The sequence below is a fragment of the Blautia faecis genome, assembly GCF_020554845.1.
In the GTDB taxonomy this organism is placed as follows: domain Bacteria; phylum Bacillota; class Clostridia; order Lachnospirales; family Lachnospiraceae; genus Blautia_A; species Blautia_A faecis.
Genome location: NZ_JAJCIA010000009.1, coordinates 1 through 21,180, shown reverse-complemented (window position 1 = coordinate 21,180; position 21,180 = coordinate 1). Strand labels below are relative to the sequence as shown.

Here is a 21,180-nt window from a genome sequence, read left to right as displayed (position 1 = left end):
CATTTGACGCAGGGGGTATTTGTGTTAAAAAATGTATGGGTGGGAATGAGAGCAAATGACAAGACGAAAAATTCTTATTGTGGAAGATGAAGTGCTGGTAAGATGTGGATTAAGGTCCATGGTGAACTGGGAAAAACTGGGGCTGGATGTAATTGGAGATGCTTCCAATGGAAAAGAAGCCCTGGAAATATACGAGAAAGAAAAACCGGATATTGTTATGACAGATATTAAAATGCCGGTTATGGACGGACTGGAACTGATCGAAAAAATACGGGAACAGGATCAGAGCACCAGGATTGTCCTACTGACCTGTTATGAAGAATTTTCTTATCTGATGAGAGCTATGAAGCTAGGGGTGTCTGATTATATTTTAAAACTAAAAATGAAACCTGATGAGATTGAAAAAGCAATGGAGAAGGTATGTAAAGAACTGGAACAGAAGAATCCCGATTCCGAAAATGAAACAAAAGCAGTGCAGGATAAATCAGATTTATTCGGGCAGTATGTTTTTTATCACCAGATTAATGAAAATACTTTTCGGGAACAGTTAAAAAAGCTTGATTTTCAGGTTTCGGAAAAATCATACCGAATCTGCAGGATGGAAATTGCAAATTATAAAGAGGTATGTGAAAAAACAAAAGACGAACAAGGAGCTTTGATCCAATTCCTGATCTTTAATATGACAGAGGAAATACTGGGAAAATATAAAAATGGAGAACTGATCCGGGAGAATGAAAAAAATTATCTTCTTTTAATTGAAGAAACGGAAGAGGATAACCAGAAAACGAAAACGATCCTGAAGGAAATTGCCCGGGTATTGCGGGAACATATTATGGCGCAGGTCTGCTGGAAAATCAGCGGTGTGGGACGTTCCTGGACAGAGCTTTCCGACAGGTACCAGGAATGTAAGAAGAATGAAACAGAAAAACAGAAAGAAGATCAGAAAGCACAGAACTTGAAACAGTTAAGTATTGAAATCTATAAAGCAAAAGAGTACATAGACCAGCATCTGGCAGACAAGCTTACCTTGAACCAGGTTGCGGAAATTGTATGTTTAAGTCCTAACTATTTCAGCAGCATGTGGAAAAAGGAAATGCAGGTAGGCTTCGTGGATTATATTACAGAACAGAGAGTAGAGAAGGCCAAGGAGCTGTTTGCCACAACCGATCTTAGAACCCATGAAGTAGCAGAACTCACTGGCTTTGGGGACGACAGCTATTTCAGCAAGATATTTCGGAAGGTTTCCGGAAAGAATCCAGGCAGCTTCAGAAAGCGGAATATTTTATGAAAAAAGATGATACAGTAAAAATTCCATTTTATAAAAGTGTTTTTGGAAAAATGATAATAGCAGTATCCCTTAGCTTTCTGCTTGTGATCATTATAAGCTTTATAGGTCTTTATATGGGAGTGAAGGGAGCCTTAAGAACACGTACAGAAACGGAACTTCTAAGATCTTATAAGCAGCTGGAACAGAACCTGGATACATTTGGAAGAGAAGTTGACCAGGTTGCCCTTCGTGTTTTAAATGGTTCCGATCTGGCAAGCCTGGTAGTATCCCATGGCTCTCAAACTAGCATGATAGAGCAAAGAATTGATTTTTTCAGCATGACAGACACGATTCTGGCAGAGTACAGCTTTATTGATTCCATTGTTTTTTATAATGCGGAAGATGTAACCTTATTTGCTGACGGAAACTGGAACATTACCTCTGAAAACAGTGAGAAAAGGGGGAAATTCTACACAGAGAGACTGAAGAACCGGAACGCAGTTCCACAGAAAAAACCAATCTGGTATGGCGGCTATAACAGCAGTGATTTTGTGGAAAATGACAGGGATAACCAGAAACTGTTGAATTATGTAAGCGTGTGTAGGCCTATTTTCCGGGGAGAAAAATATGGCTGGCTTGTGTTGAATGTGGATCTGGAACATTTTGTAAGCTATTACAATTCAATTTCAGAAGATGGAGGCTGGTCAGAGGAAACCTATATGATCGACCAGTTTGGAAGGACTGTTTCAGAAACAAATGTATATGAGATAGGGGATGAAAAAGAAAATTTAATGCTGCAGCCAGAAGCTGCCCCAAAAATATTTGAATCCGGTAAAAATCTGATCCTGTGTTATCCGGTGGGCTTTTGTAATTGGACATTGGTAAATGAAACTCCAATATCTGAAATATTAGGAGACATCCGGGATGTCCAGGAAATTTTTATTCTGGCAATTGTCGCTTCGGTAACCATTTCCATTTTGTTTCTTGTATTCTGGGTGAAATATATGACAACGCCCTTTGTAAAGGTGATAGATGCGCTGAAAATGGTACAGAACGGGCAGTTTGGCATTGTTTTGGAGCAAGACCACGAGAATGGGGATGAGTTCTCTCTTCTGGTGAACAGCTATAATAAAATGACACTGGAAATATCAAATCTGATCCACAAAAATGTGGAAAATGAAAAATCAAAAAGAGATGCACAGATACGGGCACTGAAGTCCCAGATCAATCCTCATTTTTTGTACAATACGCTGAATACGGTGAAATGGATGGCAATTGTGAAAGGTGAAAATGATATTGTAGACTGCATGGATGCACTGGCTGAAATGGTCCAACCGATTTTCCGGGACACACGTAACAAGTGGTCAGTGGAGGAAGAGCTGGCTTATATCAAAAATTACTGCAAGATCATGAATTACAGATATGGTGAAAAAACAGTGCTAGGTATAGAAGCAGACAGTGCGCTTATGTCTGCTATGGTACCGAAATTCATTTTGCAGCCGCTTGTGGAGAATTCTTTTTTTCATGGTCTGGCAGAAAAAGAAATGCAGGAGCATAAAAAATTCCAGATATACGTAAAAGGGAAAAGAAAAGAGTATAAAACCAGGGACTGCCTGGAATTATGCGTATATGACAATGGAATTGGAATAAGCAGGGAAAACTGTGAGAAGCTCCGTGCAAGTCTGAATATGGAGGATGACGGCAGACATATTGGGCTCAGAAACATATATCAGAGAATCAAGCTTCTTTATGACATGGAAAACGGAGTGGAAATTGGCAGTGATAATGAGAACGGTTTCCAGGTACTGGTCCGGATTCCTTATGAAGAAGAAAAATGGTAAAATAGTTATAAAAATCGTGGCTTTTTTCCATAAACCAGGAATGTGACGGGGATAAGATGTGCATAGAATTATGCCAAAAATCGGAAGGTTGTTTCTGGAAGATGTGTTCTGTTTTTGGTATCCTTTTTACAGAAACAAAACACGGCGCAACACCAAAAAAGAAAACAGGAGGTAGGAAATGAGAAGGAATTTATGGAAAAAGGTTACATCTGCAACTTTATGTGCTGCGATGGTTGGGGGAATTATGGTAAGCAACGGAGCCCTGGCAGTGCAGGCTGAGGCTGGAGAAGAAAAGGAAGTAATTACTCTCAGAGTCATGGGAGAAACCGGAATGGACGGTATTTCCACAGATGATGCGGTAGGACGCTATATTAAGGAAAAACTGGGAATCGTACTGGAATATACAAATGTAAGTACAGATCGATTAAAAGTGATGGCTTCCGGTGGAGATCTTCCGGATATTGTAGAACTTCATAACGGAGATATTGATGTTAAAAATCTGATCGATGCAGGATCGTTATGGGCCATGGATGACTGGCTTGCAGAAAATGGAGATAATCTGAAAGAAAAACTTCCGGATGCATTAAAGTATTCAAAAGATATTATTGGCGGAGGAAGTACTTATTTTATTCCGACAAATGTTCAGACAGAGAATAAAGATCTGCCAAATAAGAATGGCTTTGTAGGATTTTTTACAAGATGGGATTATTATAAGGAATTAGGATATCCGGATGTCAGCACTGAAGACAAATATCTGGATGTCTTAAAACAGATGGTAGATGCACATCCGACGACAGCAGACGGCAAGAAGGTTTATGCATTGTCTGGCTGGTCTGACTGGGGAATCTGGCCTTATATGATCAGTTACCCATTTGATATGGGCTATACAAATTCAGGAAATAATCAGTTCATAAACAATGAAACCGGTGAATTTGAAGATATGTTTACGGTAGAAGACGGACCATTGTGGAAAGCTCTTTCCTTCTATAACAAGGCTTATCGGATGGGCATTATGGATCCGGAAGCATTTACCATGAAAAACAGTCAGTATGATGACAAAATTAAAAACGGAGAGGTTCTGGTATGTAATTATAACTGGACACAGCCGGATAAAAACATCTGCGGTGAAGATGCAGCAATGTATATGATTCCTGGTACTTTCCCATATGCAATGCAAATTTATCCATATGCAAATCCGTTAGGATATCAGGCTGCAAACGCTCTTGTAATCAGTGCAAACTGTGAATATCCGGAACGTGCAATGGAACTGATTGAATTTATGACCTCTGATGAAGGTGCAAGACTGGTACGTACAGGAGTTCCTGGCGAAGACTGGGATGTTGTGGATGGAGAGCCGGAACTGATTGGAAAGCGCCTTGAAAACTTTACCAGCAATGATAAAGAGTATTCTGGCTATACGACTGACGGAGTACAGGGAATTGGCAAGTATAAATGGTTATCACCTTTATGGGAAACCAATCAGTGTGCAGATGGAGAACCGGTAGATTTAACTCTTTCTAAGAAATATGTTTTATCTAGTGTTTCAGAGATTGATAAGGATTTCTGCAATTATTATACTGACGGAAAAGCACAGTATCCGGGAGAAGTTTATAAACAGCTGGTTGATGAAGGAAAATTAAAAACAAATAATGAAGATCCTACAGTTGGTCTGGCAGCAACTTTAATGCAGCCTATATCTGATGAAGCTACAAGAATTGGCAACAAGGCATTCGAGTATGTACAGGCAAATATTGCAAAAATTATTACCTGCGAGGATGATGATGCTTTTGCAGCTCAGAGAGAAAAGATGATCAGTGATATCAATGCAATGGGATATGATCAGGTATTGGAAGAAGTTCAGGCAAACTTTGAGGATGCAAAGGCAGCAGCAGAAACATTTAAATAAACATAGTCATAAAAATCTAAGAGCCGTGAAAGTTTTCACGGCTCTTTTTAACCAAATAAAGGAGAATATAATGAAAATGAAATACAACGGAATTGCAGACGCAGCAGCGCGTTTTGTAGAAAAAGAGCAGTTGAAAAACAGAAGCTTATGGAAACTGACAGCAGATCAGTTTGCCGGCTGCCCGGATGATGGAGATCTTGGCTGGAGAGGGGAATACTGGGGGAAGCTTATGCGTGGTGCATGTGAGACCTACCTTTATACCCGGGATGAAGAATTATATGAAATTCTCACAGAGTCTGTGAATCAGCTCCTTTTTTATCAGGATGGGGAAGGTAGAATCTCCACATACAGCAAAGAAGCAGAATTCCAGGGATGGGATATGTGGGGCAGAAAATATGTACTTATGGGGCTGATCAGTTATTATAATATCTGCAGAGAAGAAGAGAAAAAAAGAAAAGTGATCCAGTCAGCAGAAAGACATCTGGATTATATTATGGCGCATGTAGGAAAGGAATCTGGAAAAAAGAAGATTACAGAAACTTCTGATATCTGGCAGGGAATCAATTCCAGCTCTATTCTGGAGCCGGTGGTTCTGCTGTACCGCATTGTGCATGAAAAAAAATATCTGGATTTTGCAGCTTATATTGTAGATTGCGGTGGAGCCCGGGAATTTAACATTTTTGAAGCTGCTTACCAGAATGAATTGTATCCTTATGAATATCCGGTTGTAAAAGCATATGAGCTAATGTCCTGCTTTGAAGGTCTGCTGGAATATTCCCTTGTTGTCAAAGAAGAAAAATGGCAGATTGCTGTAAAAAATTTTGTAGAGAAGCTTCTGGAATCAGAGAGAACGGTAGTGGGAGGTCTTGGCTGCAAAAACGAATTGCTGGATCATGGAAGTCTTATGCAGAGTGGTACAAAATATGACGGAATCATGCTGGAAACCTGCGTATCAGTTACCTGGATGAGGTTGCTGCGCAGAATGTACTATTTTACAGGAGATATCAAATATATTGATGAAATTGAGAGAACGGCATTTAATGTACTTTATGGTTCTGTTAATTTTGAAAAGGCAGTCTGTGGAGAGGAAACCCGTTTTGATGAACCCTATTACAGGCAGGTGTATGACCGTTATACGGCAGACAAAGATGGCTGTATTCCCGCATTTGACAGTTATAGTCCATTAAGCTCCAATATACGTGGCCGTGCAGTGGGAGGATTTAAGGCAATGGAGGAAAACCAGGCTTTTTGCGGCTGCTGCATTGCAATCGGAGCAGCTGGAACAGCGCTTGTCCCGCTTCTTGGAACAGAAGTGCAAGACAGGCTGGTAAGAATGAATCTGTATATGCCGGGAAAACTTGAGTTTCTGATTGACAGTGTTCCCGTACAAATGGAAATAAAAACAAAGTATCCGGTAAATGGGGAAATTCGCATGAAACTGAGCATGACTCAGGAGGTCTGGTTCGAAACAGAGCTTCGAATTCCTGAATTTTCCAGGACATGCAGGCTGACAGTGCGAACGGCAGAAAATAATGAAGATGCCGCTCTTCCGGAAGCAGAGAAATATTTTTCCTTAAAGCGGACCTGGAAAGATGGAGATGAGATTGTATTAAATCTGGATATGAACCCCAGAATCCTGTGGGGAATGGAGAATCCGGAGGATGCCGACAGTGCCAAAAGAATGGCTGTGCTATATGGTCCGCTGGTTCTGGCAAGAGAAAAGCGCCTGGAGGAAAAAGAAGGGACGATTATGGACTGCCGGAAAGAAGAAGCACTGAACGGACCTTTGAAAATTGAGAATACAAGAAAAGCGCTATCCAATACCTTGAAAAAGAAGTATCAGTGTCTGTTTGACGTCACCATAGGGGAAGAGACCTTCCTGATGGTGGATTATGCGTCTGCCGGAAAAACCTGGAGACGGGATACGGAAATGGAAGTATGGCTACAGACGAAATAAATGTGCGGCAGAAAATCTGTAAGATAAAGGACAAAAAAGAAATTTTTTGGAATTCAGAGTGTGAAATTGTGAACACGAAATTCCATCAGGGGCTTGCTTAAAATCTTTGGATGTTATATAATCCCCTTGTATGTGGAAAAAAACAGTTGATCCGCAAAGTAAATGATAAAAACTTACTTAGAAACAGGAGAGAAAGAATGAGTACAGACAGATATACAAGCCCTTTGTCTGAGCGTTATGCCAGCAAGGAAATGCAGTACATTTTTTCACAGGATATGAAATTCCGCACCTGGAGAAGACTCTGGATCGCTCTGGCAGAGACTGAGAAGGAGCTTGGACTGAACATCACCCAGGAACAGATTGATGAACTGAAAGCTCATGCAGACGATATCAATTATGATGTTGCCAAGGCCCGTGAGAAAGAAGTACGTCACGATGTTATGTCCCATGTATATGCTTACGGTGTGCAGTGCCCGAAAGCAAAGGGAATCATCCACCTGGGAGCAACATCCTGTTATGTAGGAGATAATACAGACATTATTGTTATGACAGAAGCTCTGAAGCTGGTTCAGAAGAAACTGGTAAACGTAATTGCAGAGCTTTCCAAGTTCGCTGACAAATATAAAGATCAGCCTACACTTGCATTTACCCATTTCCAGCCTGCACAGCCAACTACCGTTGGAAAGCGTGCCACACTGTGGACACAGGAATTCATGATGGATCTTGAAGATCTGGAATATGTTCTTGGCACCATTAAGCTTCTTGGTTCTAAAGGTACTACAGGTACACAGGCAAGCTTTCTGGAACTGTTTGAAGGAGACCAGGAGACCATCGACAAGATCGATCCGATGATCGCTGCCAAGATGGGATTCAAGGAATGCTATCCGGTATCCGGACAGACCTATTCTCGTAAAGTTGATACCCGTGTTGTCAATGTTCTGGCAGGAATTGCAGCAAGTGCACACAAGATGTCAAACGATATCCGTCTTCTTCAGCATCTGAAAGAAGTAGAGGAGCCATTTGAGAAATCCCAGATCGGATCTTCCGCTATGGCTTATAAGAGAAACCCGATGAGAAGTGAGCGTATTGCTTCCCTTTCCAGATATGTGATGGTAGATGCCCTGAATCCAGCCATCACCTCTGCTACCCAGTGGTTTGAGAGAACCCTGGATGACTCCGCCAACAAGCGTCTTTCCGTACCGGAAGGCTTCCTTGCAATTGACGGAATCCTGGATCTGTGCCTGAATGTTGTAGATGGCCTTGTGGTTTATCCGAAGGTTATCGAGAAACACATGATGGCTGAGCTGCCATTTATGGCAACTGAGAACATTATGATGGACGCAGTAAAAGCAGGTGGAGACCGTCAGGAGCTTCATGAGCGCATCCGTGAGCTTTCCATGGAAGCAGGCAGGAATGTTAAGGTAGAAGGTAAGGACAACAACCTTCTTGAGCTGATCGCAGCAGATCCGGCATTTAACCTGACCCTGGAAGAGCTTCAGAAGACCATGGATCCGAAGAAATATGTGGGACGTGCCAAAGAGCAGACCGAAAGCTTTATTGCAAAAGTTGTAAATCCGGTTCTGGATTCCCACAAGGAAATGCTTGGAATGACAGCTGAGATTAATGTATGATAAAAGGTTGTTGTTTTCTTTTTTAATGAAATTCAGATCAGACACAGGAGGAATTTGAGTTATGATCAAAGCAGTAGTTGGAGCAAACTGGGGAGATGAAGGTAAGGGTAAAATTACCGACATGCTCGCTGAGAAAGCTGATATTATCGTTAGATTCCAGGGTGGTGCAAATGCGGGACATACTATTGTAAACGACTATGGTAAATTCGCACTTCACACTTTGCCGTCAGGTGTATTTTATGGACACACCACAAGTGTGATCGGCAACGGTGTTGCACTGAATATCCCTGTATTTTTCAAAGAATACAATGAGGTTGTAAGCAAAGGTGTTCCGGCACCGAAGATTCTGATCTCTGACAGAGCACAGATGGTTATGCCGTACCACATTCTGTTTGACCAGTATGAGGAAGAGCGTCTGGGAGGCAAATCTTTCGGTTCTACTAAATCCGGTATCGCACCTTTCTATTCTGACAAATATGCAAAAATCGGTTTTCAGGTAAATGAGCTTTTTGACGAGGATCGCCTGAAGGAGAAACTGGCAAGCGTTTGTGAAACTAAGAACGTTCTTCTTGAGCACTTATACCACAAACCGCTTCTGAACGTTGATGAGCTTTTTGCAGAGCTGATGGAATACAAGAAAATGGTTGCACCATATGTATGCGACGTTTCCTTGTATCTGAATAATGCACTGAAAGAGGGCAAGGAGATCCTTCTTGAGGGACAGCTTGGAACTTTGAAAGACCCTGACCATGGTATTTACCCAATGGTTACCTCTTCTTCCACACTGGCAGCATATGGTGCAATCGGAGCAGGTGTGCCTCCATATGAGATCCAGAAGATTGTTGTTGTAAGCAAGGCTTATTCCAGCGCGGTAGGTGCCGGTGCATTTGTTTCCGAGATTTTCGGAGAAGAGGCTGACGAGCTTAGAAGACGTGGTGGTGATGGCGGAGAATACGGCGCTACCACAGGACGTCCGAGACGTATGGGATGGTATGACTGTGTTGCTTCCAAATACGGCTGCCGTCTTCAGGGTGCTACAGATGTTGCATTTACAGTACTTGACGTACTTGGCTATCTGGATGAGATCCCGGTTTGTGTTGCTTACGATATCGACGGAGAGATTACCACAGACTTCCCGACCACAGCCAGACTTGAGAAAGCAAAACCGGTGATCGAGAAGCTTCCTGGATGGAAATGTGATATCCGTGGAATCAAGAACTATGAGGATCTTCCGGAGAATTGCAGAAAATACATTGAATTCATCGAAGAGAAGATCGGATACCCGATTACCATGGTTTCCAACGGACCAGGAAGAAACGATATTATTTACAGAAATAAATGATTGGGAAAAAAGCGGCTGCATATCAGACGCTTGTAAGTAAGAATACATTACTGGTTACAGAGTGACTGGTAATTGAAATGTGACTGCGCCGGAGATTCTCTCCGGCGTAAGCTGTATCAGAGAAAAAAGGAAATAAGAATGAAAAATTTTAAAAGAATCGCTGCTGTTTTCGGAGTGGTAGTCTTACTGGCAGTTTGCTGTCTGCCTATGATCTTTGCTTTTGGCAGCGGCGACAACGCACAGGGGAATTTTAAGGCGGCAGTGGGCACTGTAATTCTGGTGCCTGTTCTGGCCTATGTATTTTTGATGGTTTATAAACTTCTGAAGAAAGAGAATAAGGAGGCAGAGGGCGAAGTGAAAAATATTATTTTTGATGTGGGACAGGTTCTGGTTTCCTATGATTGGGAAAGCTATCTGAAAGCGTTCCACTTTTCGGCAGAAGAAGAGAAGCTGATTGCTGAGAAGGTTTTTAAGAGCCAGATCTGGAATGAGCGTGACCGTGGCCTGTTTCCTGAAGAAGAATACCGGAAACAGTTTATCGCAGCACTTCCGGCCGAGTACGAAGCGGATGTAAAGCGTGTGATCGAAGAATCAGGAAAAACAATTGGAATTAAGGATTACGCCGAAACCTGGACCAGCTATCTGAAAAGCCAGGGCTATCATCTGTACATTCTGTCAAACTACAGCCAATTCATGCTGGATCAGACAAGACCAGGTAAAATGCCTTTTCTGAAAAATATGGATGGTGTGATTTTCTCCTGTGAGGTTCAGCAGATCAAACCGGAGGCTGATATTTATGAGACACTTCTTTCCAGATTCGGTTTAAAACCGGAGGAGAGCGTTTTCCTGGATGACCGCCCGGAGAACTGCGAGGCTGCAAGAAAGCTTGGTATTCATGCCATTGAATTCCATGATCTGAAGCAGGCGGCAAAGGAACTGGAGAAGCTTGGAGTAAAATAGAAAAAAACAGCAAAACAGGAAAGTTAACGCCCCGGCTTCAGCTAGTACTTCAGAAGCCGGGGCGTTTCGGGGAGGATATAAGTTAATCTCGCTTATCTTTTGTATTGCATCATCATTGAAGGGGGTTCAATGAATTTGTTGGTTCATTTTACTGAACACTCATAGTATGAACCTGTTGCAGTCTTTTTATACATATGTTACAGAAAAATAGTATGAATTTTATGAAAAATCTGCAAGAAAATTTTGGAGAAAAAATAAGATTTGTGTTTTTCAGCAAAAGATGGTATAATAATTTTCAGCTGTAAAACGGCATAATTACGAAATTTTGTTGAAAAGAGGAATAAGAAATGAGCGACAAGACCATTTTAGAGCAGTGGCGTGCCATTGCCTATGACCAGCAGGCAGATCGTAATAAACTTCAGCAGTTCTGGGCAAAATATTTTAACATTGAGAAGAACATTTATGCACAGCTTCTTGAGAATCCGGACGAAGTAGTTACTGGTACAGTTAAAGAGCTGGCTGAGAAATATAATCAGGAAGTGCTCACCATGGTTGGTTTCCTTGATGGAATCAATGACAGCCTTAAGGTTCAGAATCCGATCGAGACTATGGATGAGAATACTACCGTAAGTCTTTGTTTTGACAAAGAGCTTCTTTACAAGAACATGGTAGACGCTAAGGCTGACTGGCTTTACAATCTTCCACAGTGGGACGAGATCTTTACCCCGGAGAAACGTAAAGAGCTTTATCTTGAGCAGAAGAAATCCGGTACTGTTGTAAAGGCACACAAGATCGGACGTAACGATCCGTGTCCATGCGGAAGCGGAAAGAAATATAAATTCTGCTGCGGAAGAAATAAATAAGAGAATGTGAATACTGACCGGGATCCGGTGGATTCCGGCTGTGGGGACGGATTGCAATGGTGGATAACTGCCAGGCAATCCGTTTCGTGTATATTTATAGGAAAATTAGTTGATTTATGAGTTCTACAAGTATGAATCAGTTTGCTTTGTGCGAGTAATGAGTGAAACACGCAGAGTGGATTTGAATTTAGAAAGAGAGAAAAGAATTTGAGTTTATTTTGTTTTTGCGCCGGAATTTTAAGCCTGGCTTATTATGTGCTGATCGTGGTATATGCTGGCATTACAGCTGATTTTGCCTGGTTCTGGGTACTTCTTACAGTGTTTTTTGAGGGTGGCGCCGTGCTGTTCCGCTATGGAAGAAATCATCCGGGAGCTTTCCCTGGATGGCTGGGAACGGTGATCATGGTAGCAGTGTTGGTCGGAATTATCTGTTTTGGATTTATCTGCAGCTGTGTGATTTCCGGAATGAAGTCTTCCGGGAAAAAGAACCTGGATTATGTAGTTGTGTTAGGCGCTCATGTAAAAGGAGATGTACCATCCAAGGCCCTGGAGCTTCGTCTGAAGGCGGCACTGAAATATGCCAGGGAGAATGAAGATACCACGCTGATCCTTTCCGGCGGACAGGGCTTGGGGGAGGATATTACGGAAGCAAAATGTATGGAGAATTATCTGACAGCGCATGGTATTTCACAGGAGCGGCTGGTGTTGGAAGAGAAGTCTACAAGCACGAAAGAAAATCTGAAATTTTCCGATGAGCTTACCGGGTGCAGTAAGAAAAATACGGGAATATTGTCAAATAATTTTCATGTGTACCGGGCAGTAAAATTGGCGGAAAAGCTGGGATATAAACATCCTTATGGAATTGCGGCGGTATCAGATCCTATTATGCAGGTGCATTATGTGGTGCGGGAAGTAGCAGCACTTGTAAAAGAAAAACTTCGGGGAAATATCTAATTTTTTATCATCTTTATTTTGCAGATTATTGACAAACCCAAAACCCAAGGCTATAATGGGACACAGTGATAAGAAAACACGTTGACGAGAAGAGTAAACTGTGGAATGTTTCAGAGAGAGGCAGGCGGCTGGAAATGCCTTATCAGGAAACAGTTGAAAACTACCTCCGAGTGGCCCTAATCCGGTCCGGTGATTCCGTTACCATCAAATAAGTGGCCTGGTTTACAGATACGTATGCTATGGCAAGCAGGGTGGAACCGCGAGTATATTCGTCCCTTACAGTGTGAGAGCATTGTAAGGGGCTTTTGTTTTTCACGAGCAATGAGTTAAAGTCCACGTTTGTGTGTGACCTTGGAGACTGCAGCTCGTCTCGTCCCTGCATGGGAGTACAGAAAATGTTTGGTTTTCAGTGCTCAGTCAAACGTTACCATACGTTTTTCGTATCAGACAGTTTCCTGCCGGATACAGTTTCAGAAAAAGAAAAGGAGACACGAATCATGATTATCACATTAAAAGACGGTTCTAAAAAAGAATACGCAGAAGCAAAATCCGTTATCGACATTGCGGCTGATATCAGCGAAGGCCTTGCAAGAGTTGCATGTGCAGGAGAGGTTGACGGAGAAGTTGTTGACCTTAGACATGTAGTTGACAAGGACTGCGAGTTAAGCATCCTGACATTTGAGGATGAGGGTGGAAAAGGCGCTTTCCGTCACACCACATCCCACATTATGGCACAGGCAATCAAGAGACTGTACCCGGATGTAAAGCTTGCAATCGGACCATCTATTGCAGACGGATTTTATTATGATATTGACAGCGAGAACCCGATCACTACAGAGGATCTTGCAAAGATCGAAGTTGAGATGAAGAAAGTGGTAAAGGAAGCACTTCCGATTACCCGTTTTACCAAATCCAGAGAAGAAGCAATCGCATTCTTCAAAGAGAAAAATGAGCCATATAAAGTGGAGCTTATCGAAGATCTTCCAGAAGATGCTGAGATCAGCTTTTATCAGCAGGGTGAGTTTGTTGACCTTTGTGCAGGACCTCACCTTATGACAACCAAACCGGTAAAAGCATTCAAGCTTACCAGCATTGCAGGTGCTTACTGGAGAGGAAGTGAGAAGAATAAAATGCTTACCAGAATCTACGGAACTTCTTTCACAAAGAAAGCAGATCTGGACGAATATATTACCCGTATGGAAGAGGCTAAGAAACGTGACCACAGAAAGCTTGGTAAAGAGCTTGGTCTGTTCATGATGAGCGACGAAGGTCCTGGATTCCCGTTCTTCCTTCCTAAGGGAATGGTTCTGAAGAATACTCTTCTTGATTACTGGAGAGAAATCCATCAGAAAGCAGGATATGTTGAGATTTCCACACCGATCATGCTGGCACGTCATCTTTGGGAGACATCCGGACACTGGGATCATTACAAAGAAAATATGTATACAACTGTAATTGACGATCAGGATTTTGCAATCAAGCCAATGAACTGTCCGGGAGGTATTCTTGTATACCAGTCAGAACCACGTTCTTACCGTGATCTGCCGCTTCGTATGGGTGAGCTTGGTCTGGTACATCGTCATGAAAAATCCGGACAGCTTCACGGACTTATGCGTGTACGTTGCTTTACACAGGATGATGCCCATATCTTTATGATGCCGGAGCAGATCCGTGAGGAGATCAAAGGGGTTGCAAAACTGATTGACGAGGTATATCAGCTGTTTGGTTTCAAATATCACGTAGAGCTTTCTACACGTCCGGAAGATTCCATGGGAAGTGATGAGGACTGGGAGATGGCTACAGACGCTCTTCGCGGAGCTCTTGACGACCTCGGGCTTAATTATGTAGTAAATGAGGGAGACGGAGCGTTCTACGGACCGAAGATTGACTTTCATCTTGAGGACTCCATCGGAAGAACCTGGCAGTGTGGTACTATCCAGCTTGATTTCCAGCTTCCGCTCCGTTTTAATTGTGAATATGTTGGTGCTGACGGCGAGAAACATCGTCCGATCATGATCCACCGTGTTGCCTTTGGATCCATCGAGCGTTTTATCGGTATTTTGATCGAGCATTTTGCAGGTGCATTCCCAACATGGCTTGCTCCTGTACAGGTGAAGGTGCTTCCGATTTCTGATAAATATATGGATTATGCAGAAAAGGTTGTAAACGAGCTGAAAGAGGCTGGTATTCGTGTCGAAATTGATACCCGTGCTGAGAAAATCGGTTACAAGATCCGTGAGGCAAGACTTCAGAAGATTCCTTATATGCTGGTTGTTGGTGCCAAAGAAGAGGAAGAGGGCAAAGTTTCTGTAAGAAGCCGTTTCCTGGGAGATGAAGGTGCGAAGGATCTTGGAGAGTTCATTACTTCTATCAAAGCTGAGATCAAGAGCAGAGAGAACCGTAAGGTAGAGGTTCAGGAAGAGCGGAAATAAGCCGGATTTTCCGAAAAAGTTTTAAGTGAATAAATAGGAACGTGATTTCCATATAAAAGAAAGGCGCTGCTGTGAGATGCGGCGCCTTTCTTGAAAATATTAACATTGTTATAAAATATAGCTGGATTAGGTGAAAAATATATAATCTTGTGAATTATAGCAGATGAATGCATTATTCGGAAAAGTATTTCGCCTTAATTTCCTCCACTGGCATTTCTTTTCCTGTCCACAGACGGAACGCTTCAGCCCCCTGGTAAAGCAGCATATACATACCGTTGAAGGTGCGGCAGCCAGCCTCTCTTGCTTCGCGCAAGAATCGTGTCTCACGGGGATTGTAGACCACATCTGACACGATCAGATCCGGATGATAAAGACTGGTATCTTCAATAATGGACCCTTCTGTATCAGGAGCCATCCCCACTGAGGTGGCATTGAGAAGAAGCGCACTCTCGGAGATAGCCTGTGCCAGTTCTTCTTTATCCTTGTTTTCGTGAAGAATGGCCTGGCAGGGAAGAGTGGCGTTGATATTTTCCACCAGCTTCTGTGTGCGGTTCCAGAAACGACTGGTCTCACGGGCAAAAATATGGATTTTTTTTACCCCGTCAAGGGCAGCCTGTGCACAGATGGCAGTAGCTGCACCACCGGCCCCCATGATGGTGATGGTTTTTCCGATCACATCATATCCTGCATCTCTGACAGCCTGCATGTATCCTACACCGTCAGTGTTATAGCCGGTAAGGCGTCCATTGTCATTGACTACGGTGTTCACAGCGCCGATCAGTCGGGCAGCAGGGGAAAGCTCGTCCAGAAGCTCCACGATCTTGTTTTTGTTTGGCATGGTAAGGTTGAAGCCACGGATTCCGCAAGTTTTCAGTCCCATGACAGCAGTTTCCAGATTTTCCTCGTTTACATTGAAGCAAAGATAAGTGTAATCAAGATCAAGAAGATGGAATGCTTCATTGTGCATAAGTGGTGAAATACTGTGTGCCACCGGACTTCCAAGAAGTGCGGTAAGCTGTGTGTGACCGGTAATTGGGATCATAAGGTACCTCCTGAAGTTTCTATTATTTTGAAAGTCCAAGGCAATAGCAGTGACTGATCCGGGGTAGAGCGTGTTTGAAAAATCATTCCCGCAATCTGCACGCCCCACTTTGCGGTATATTTCACCCGAATTCGGTTGCCGTAGCCCGCTACGGCGCCCTCATCCGAGCGAAATCTCCCACAAATTGTGACGCACATCTTGCAGAAAGCCTTTTTCAAACACGCTCTAGTATGAACAGCCTTAAGATATTGGAACATGAACTTTCATTTAGTTTAAAACTGGAAATCATTAAAGTATTACTAAGTATATATTATTCTATGAGAAAGGAGATGTCAAGAAATGACAAAACCTATTCAGATAAAGAACCTGACCATTGGAGCAGGAATCCCGAAAATCTGCGTTCCTCTTACTGGAACTACCAGAGAAAAAATCTGCCAGGAAGCAGAGGATGCGAAAAAAGCGGCTGCAGATCTGGTGGAATGGCGTGCAGATTTCTTTGAAGAACTGATGAATCCGGAAGCCTGCCAGAATGTGCTTGAAGCGTTGGCAGAAATTCTTGGTGAAACACCACTGCTTTTTACAATCCGGACAAGTGAGGAAGGCGGAAATATTACCATTTCTCTGGAGGATTACGCTGCCTGCAATATAAATATTGCAAAAGGCAAAAAGGCAGACCTGGTTGATGTGGAAATTATGAGTAATTCGGAAGAGAAGAAAAAGCTGGTGGCAGAGCTTCAAAAAGAAGGAGTCAAAGTGATCGCTTCTTCCCATGATTTCCACAAAACAGACAGCCAGGAGGTTCTTTTAAACCGCTTCCGCGAAATGGAAAAATCAGGCGCTGATATTTTGAAAATGGCGGTAATGCCTCATGGTTTCGAAGACGTGGCAGCAATTATGGAGGCAACAAATGCTATGAGACAGGAGTGCGAAAAGCCTTTGGTATCCATGGCAATGGGAAGTATTGGTTCTATTACCCGAATTTCCGGAGAGAACTTCGGCTCTGGCATTACCTTTGGAACAGTTGACGCCGCATCTGCACCGGGACAGTTTCCGATTGGAGAACTGAGAAGTCTTCTGGATGCTTTACATGAGAAAAATGAAGAAGACGAATTAAAGCAGTAGAATTAATTTTGCACGAAGCATGAAAAAATGAATTGCTTTAATTGAAAATAATATTGACAGAATTAATTTAGAACAAAATAACGAAAAATGACAGATCATGCTGTCGATTTGGGGCGAGAAATTCTTAGGATTTCCCGCCCCTTTTTGACAAAATCTGCGCCCTCTGTGACCGTATAATGGGTTCACTTACCAAAGTGAAGGATTGACGTTACCGCAAAAGGTAACGGACGACAGGCCACAGGGGGCTTTTTATGTATTATGACGTATACATAGACATCGTCTTTCTGACGAATCTTTTAATGGATTACGTTCTTCTTCGCATTGTAGGAAAGCTTTTCCTGCGAAAAAGAAATCGTGGAAGGATTTTGCTGGCGGCAGCCGTTGGCGCTCTGTTTTCCTGCCTCATTTTATATGTACTGCCGGATATGATTTTTCCTGCAAAGGTACTGCTCCATGGAGGATGTGCCTGGGGCATGCTGGTTCTTGGACTGGATCTTAAGAAAAACGGACTTCTGGTAAAAGCACTGGTGACTGTTTACCTGATGGCTTTTTTCATGGGAGGCCTTATGGAAGCGGCACCTGTAAAAAAGACGACACCCATACGCTTTTTGATTGTTGCCGCAGGAGCCTACATGGGACTTAGTGCACTGATCTATCTTAGCGATTCTTTCCGTGCCAGATGGAAAAATATTTATCCAGTTACCCTGTCCTATCGGGGAAATGTACAACCGTTTTTCGGGCTTTGGGATACAGGAAATTTTCTTGTAGACCCCATCAGCCAGAAGGAGGTATTTATTATAAAACCGGAGGTTCTGGAAGCATTGCTTCCGCAGGAAAATGCAGACAGGCTGAAACACCTTAAGGAGAACCCAGGGGAGCTGGAAGGTACAGAGCCGGCTGACTTGCATCCGCACTTTTTGCCCTATAAGACAATCGGGGAGGAAGGCGTACTGCTGGCAGTGGTGTTAGATGACCTTTGTATTCACACTCCCAGGGAGGTGATTCATGTGGCAAATCCGGTGCTGGCGCTGGCCGTGGAACCCTCTGCTTTGGGAAAAGAGTACCAGGTACTGTTGAATTCCAGAATTTTGCATTAGGAGGGGGACTTATTCATGAACAGATCAGCAAGTGCAGCGTATTATCCATTTCAGGTAATGCCCAGATTCCTGCTCGGCAGACAGGGAGAGGTTTATTATATTGGTGGAAGTGATATTCTGCCGCCGCCACTGGAAACACAAAGAGAAGCGAGGATCCTTGAAAAACTGGGTACACCAGAGGAGAAAGAAGCTAAGTCTACCTTGATCGAGCACAATCTCAGGCTGGTGGTCTATATAGCCAAAAAGTTTGATAATACAGGTGTGAGTGTGGAGGATCTGATCTCCATTGGTACGATTGGGCTGATCAAGGCAATCAATACTTTTAACCCGGTAAAAAATATTAAGCTGGCTACGTATGCATCCAGATGTATTGAAAACGAAATTCTTATGTATCTCAGACGCAATAGTAAGACGAAAATGGAGGTTTCCATAGATGAGCCTCTGAATGTGGACTGGGACGGAAACGAGCTTTTGCTTTCCGATATTTTGGGAACGGATGATGATGTGATCTCCCAGAGGCTGGAGAACGAGGTGGAGATCAAGCTTCTTGGAAAAGCAATTTCCAAGCTTTCTCCAAGGGAGCAGACGATTATCAAACTGCGGTTCGGGCTTGGAAGACAGGAGGGAAGGGAAAAAACACAGAAAGAAGTGGCGGACCTTCTGGGAATTTCACAGTCTTATATTTCCAGGTTGGAAAAAAGGATCATGAAGAGATTGAAGAAGGAAATTGTGAAGTATGAGTAAAAGTGAATAGCTGCAAGTTGAGGCTTTGCATGGTCTGCTTCTGTTGTTCATACTGTCCAGCCTTTCAAATATTTGTGGCTTCTTTGTCCATGTAAGCATGGCTTGGAGGGAATCTTTATCAAAATAACAAAATGGCGCAAGCAGGCTATGGGTTGATTTGGAAATTATACTTAGCGAAAAGAAGGACAGAATATGGGTGTGTATTGGAATAATAACGGCAAAAATGGGAATTCTACAATAGACATAGAGGATAGTTTTATTATTTCATATGTAAAGAAATGAATTTACAGTAAAGGAGACACGCTTATGAATGCCGATGTAGAATTTCTAAACTATGTGTATCAGAATTCCCAGATGGGTATAGACACCTTGGAGCAGCTGCTTGAGATCACGGAAGACGAAAAATTGCAGACATGTCTGGAAAAGCAGATTGAGGGCTATCGGAAGTTTCATAACGAAGCCAGGGATATTCTGAATCGGAACGGATATGACGAAAAAGGTCTTGGCACCTTTGAAAAAATCCGCACCTACCTTATGGTTAACCTCCAGACCATGGCCGATGACTCCACCTCCCACATCGCCAAAATGCTGATCCAGGGCAGCAGCATGGGAATTACCGAAGCCGTGAAAAAGCTTCATCAGTACGAAAATGACGTGGAGAAAGACATCAAAAAACTGATGGAACGGCTGCAGGAATTCGAAGAGGAGAATGTGGAGAAGCTGAAGGAATTTCTGTAGGAAATAAGGCGGCGGGGGAGATGCTTCCAGATGAGGAATGTATTTATCCTCCGCCAGTTTTGCGCAAGGATATTATGAAATTACAATTATTCATAGAAAAAATTAGTTTAAGAATTTTGAGCTATATAGTTGTCTAGATATTCCTGTGCCTGGTTTTCAGAAAACTGAAATTTCGTCATTAGTTTTTGAACAATGGCATCTGAAGAGAGGTTAAATTCCAAACACATTTCAATAGTTGCCTGGATTTTTCCATTCCGTTCTCCGTCTTCATAACCCTCTTCCCGAAACATACGCAAGGTTTTCTCTTCATCATATTCATAAATACTCATAGCTTTCGCCTCCGCTCGGTTCTTTAGTAAAAAATCCCGCAGGATGTTTTCATGGATACATTCGGTAATTGCCTTCTCAACTGCGTCAGTCAGTGGCATTTCAGCAGAATAGGTACGAATGCGAGCAACATATTCGGAGTAATCACGAAGGGTATGACAGGCATTCATTAATTCCTGGTTATGCCCCTTATTGATGTTAAGCATAACCGCTTTCAATTCCAACGCTGGTTGGTCGGTTGTTGGATGAAATAACTCTGAAAGAAGAAATTCTGTCCTGTCTGGCTGCGACTTCACACCATTATAAAAGATTACGAAGGAAGGCAGCGGAATCTGCACTTTCTTGGAACCATATATGTTCATGTCTTTCGTATAGGCTGAATAAATATCTGTTATGTACATGAGAAAGCGTAAAGGCAGGTTGGGATTTACCGTGGACTGTTGTTCATAAAGTGCCAGGCGCATATCAATAATAAAGGAAAGATCATTTTCCATTGTCATGTAGATTGCGTTATCCAATGTAGTAATTGTTAGCATTGCAGGATCATCATAATGAGTTCCGTTAATTGCATTGTAAAGTTTCAGTAATTCTGATTTGTCATTAAAAATCATCTTGTAGAGTCGATCCTTGTAAATACGGTTTACAGGTAAAGATACATTGTTCATAGAAGACCTCCTTATAAAGATGGTGGAAGGCCTCTTAATGTAAATCTCTACATTTTGGTCAGAAACCTTCCTGCTGCTATATGGGAAAAGCATGAGATTTCTGAAGCGGCAGAGCGCCGAAGATACCAGAGATGATATTAAATAGACTTACTGAAATGAAATGCTTTGTTATAGTATAGCTCATGGCGGGCTAAAATGCAAGAAAAAGAGTTCGACATGATTCGACAAATAATTTGAACAAAAAAATATAAACTTTTTTGTAAAAAGTGCTTGACGATTCCTTGCGGCAGTG

General features: G+C 42.5%; 18 protein-coding genes and 1 other annotated feature. Of the genes, 15 read left to right on the top strand and 3 right to left on the bottom strand.

The window, feature by feature from the left end:
* The first annotated feature begins 55 nt into the window (after positions 1-55).
* From LIZ66_RS06330 to thrS, 10 genes are all read left to right on the top strand, one after another.
* Positions 56-1,288 (top strand): response regulator transcription factor, encoded by a 1,233-nt coding sequence (locus LIZ66_RS06330; protein ID WP_227200679.1) that lies wholly within the window; start codon positions 56-58, stop codon positions 1,286-1,288.
* Positions 1,285-3,108, top strand: coding sequence for a sensor histidine kinase (locus tag LIZ66_RS06325; RefSeq protein WP_227200678.1), 1,824 nt, complete (start codon positions 1,285-1,287; stop codon positions 3,106-3,108). Before LIZ66_RS06330 ends, LIZ66_RS06325 begins: the two co-directional genes overlap by 4 nt.
* Positions 3,109-3,286: 178 nt before the next feature.
* Complete coding sequence (locus LIZ66_RS06320) at positions 3,287-5,014, top strand: extracellular solute-binding protein (RefSeq protein WP_227200677.1); 1,728 nt, start codon at positions 3,287-3,289, stop codon at positions 5,012-5,014.
* A 70-nt stretch (positions 5,015-5,084) separates the two neighbouring features.
* Positions 5,085-6,971, top strand: a complete 1,887-nt coding sequence (locus LIZ66_RS06315; protein WP_330663572.1) for a beta-L-arabinofuranosidase domain-containing protein — start codon at positions 5,085-5,087, stop codon at positions 6,969-6,971.
* Positions 6,972-7,168: 197 nt separating this feature from the next.
* Entirely contained in the window at positions 7,169-8,602 is a 1,434-nt protein-coding gene (gene purB, locus LIZ66_RS06310) for an adenylosuccinate lyase (RefSeq protein WP_118578518.1), read from the top strand.
* A 61-nt stretch (positions 8,603-8,663) separates the two neighbouring features.
* On the top strand, positions 8,664-9,944 hold the full coding sequence (locus tag LIZ66_RS06305; protein ID WP_118578517.1) for an adenylosuccinate synthase: 1,281 nt from the start codon (positions 8,664-8,666) through the stop codon (positions 9,942-9,944).
* A gap of 138 nt (positions 9,945-10,082) precedes the next feature.
* Positions 10,083-10,904: an HAD family hydrolase gene (locus LIZ66_RS06300; protein ID WP_227200675.1), complete on the top strand. Its 822-nt coding sequence runs from the start codon at positions 10,083-10,085 to the stop codon at positions 10,902-10,904.
* 347 nt (positions 10,905-11,251) lie between these two features.
* Positions 11,252-11,767: an SEC-C metal-binding domain-containing protein gene (locus LIZ66_RS06295; protein WP_227200674.1), complete on the top strand. Its 516-nt coding sequence runs from the start codon at positions 11,252-11,254 to the stop codon at positions 11,765-11,767.
* Between the two features lie 207 nt (positions 11,768-11,974).
* Positions 11,975-12,721, top strand: coding sequence for a YdcF family protein (locus tag LIZ66_RS06290; RefSeq protein WP_227200673.1), 747 nt, complete (start codon positions 11,975-11,977; stop codon positions 12,719-12,721).
* Between the two features lie 72 nt (positions 12,722-12,793).
* Positions 12,794-13,001 (top strand) — a binding site (T-box leader).
* 217 nt (positions 13,002-13,218) lie between these two features.
* On the top strand, positions 13,219-15,153 hold the full coding sequence (gene thrS / locus LIZ66_RS06285) for a threonine--tRNA ligase (RefSeq protein ID WP_227200672.1): 1,935 nt from the start codon (positions 13,219-13,221) through the stop codon (positions 15,151-15,153).
* Positions 15,154-15,325: 172 nt separating this feature from the next.
* Here thrS and LIZ66_RS06280 read toward each other — a convergent pair whose 3' ends face one another.
* Both LIZ66_RS06280 and LIZ66_RS19125 read right to left on the bottom strand, forming a co-directional pair.
* Entirely contained in the window at positions 15,326-16,195 is an 870-nt protein-coding gene (locus LIZ66_RS06280) for a shikimate dehydrogenase (protein ID WP_227200671.1), read from the bottom strand.
* Entirely contained in the window at positions 16,192-16,392 is a 201-nt protein-coding gene (locus LIZ66_RS19125; RefSeq protein WP_306467801.1) for a DUF6783 domain-containing protein, read from the bottom strand. The genes LIZ66_RS06280 and LIZ66_RS19125 overlap by 4 nt, the downstream gene beginning before the upstream one ends.
* On the opposite strand from LIZ66_RS19125, the gene LIZ66_RS19120 reads away from it, so the two are divergent.
* From LIZ66_RS19120 to LIZ66_RS06260, 5 genes are all read left to right on the top strand, one after another.
* The gene (locus LIZ66_RS19120) at positions 16,312-16,695 is read left to right on the top strand and encodes a DUF6783 domain-containing protein (RefSeq protein WP_308768393.1); all 384 of its coding nucleotides are present in this window, start codon (positions 16,312-16,314) and stop codon (positions 16,693-16,695) included. The two genes, LIZ66_RS19125 and LIZ66_RS19120, sit on opposite strands and share 81 nt — an antisense overlap.
* A complete protein-coding gene (gene aroD, locus LIZ66_RS06275; RefSeq protein ID WP_308768392.1) occupies positions 16,580-17,317 on the top strand; it encodes a type I 3-dehydroquinate dehydratase in 738 nt (245 codons plus the stop codon). The genes LIZ66_RS19120 and aroD overlap by 116 nt, the downstream gene beginning before the upstream one ends.
* A gap of 251 nt (positions 17,318-17,568) precedes the next feature.
* Positions 17,569-18,414 carry a sigma-E processing peptidase SpoIIGA gene (locus LIZ66_RS06270; protein WP_227200669.1) on the top strand — a complete coding sequence of 282 codons (846 nt, stop codon included), beginning with the start codon at positions 17,569-17,571 and terminating at the stop codon, positions 18,412-18,414.
* 57 nt (positions 18,415-18,471) lie between these two features.
* Positions 18,472-19,158: an RNA polymerase sporulation sigma factor SigE gene (gene sigE, locus LIZ66_RS06265; RefSeq protein WP_173772878.1), complete on the top strand. Its 687-nt coding sequence runs from the start codon at positions 18,472-18,474 to the stop codon at positions 19,156-19,158.
* 306 nt (positions 19,159-19,464) lie between these two features.
* Entirely contained in the window at positions 19,465-19,896 is a 432-nt protein-coding gene (locus tag LIZ66_RS06260) for a hypothetical protein (protein WP_148463752.1), read from the top strand.
* A gap of 107 nt (positions 19,897-20,003) precedes the next feature.
* Here the strand turns inward: LIZ66_RS06260 and LIZ66_RS06255 are convergent, their stop codons facing one another.
* Positions 20,004-20,888: a hypothetical protein gene (locus tag LIZ66_RS06255; RefSeq protein ID WP_148463753.1), complete on the bottom strand. Its 885-nt coding sequence runs from the start codon at positions 20,886-20,888 to the stop codon at positions 20,004-20,006.
* Positions 20,889-21,180 lie beyond the last annotated feature (292 nt).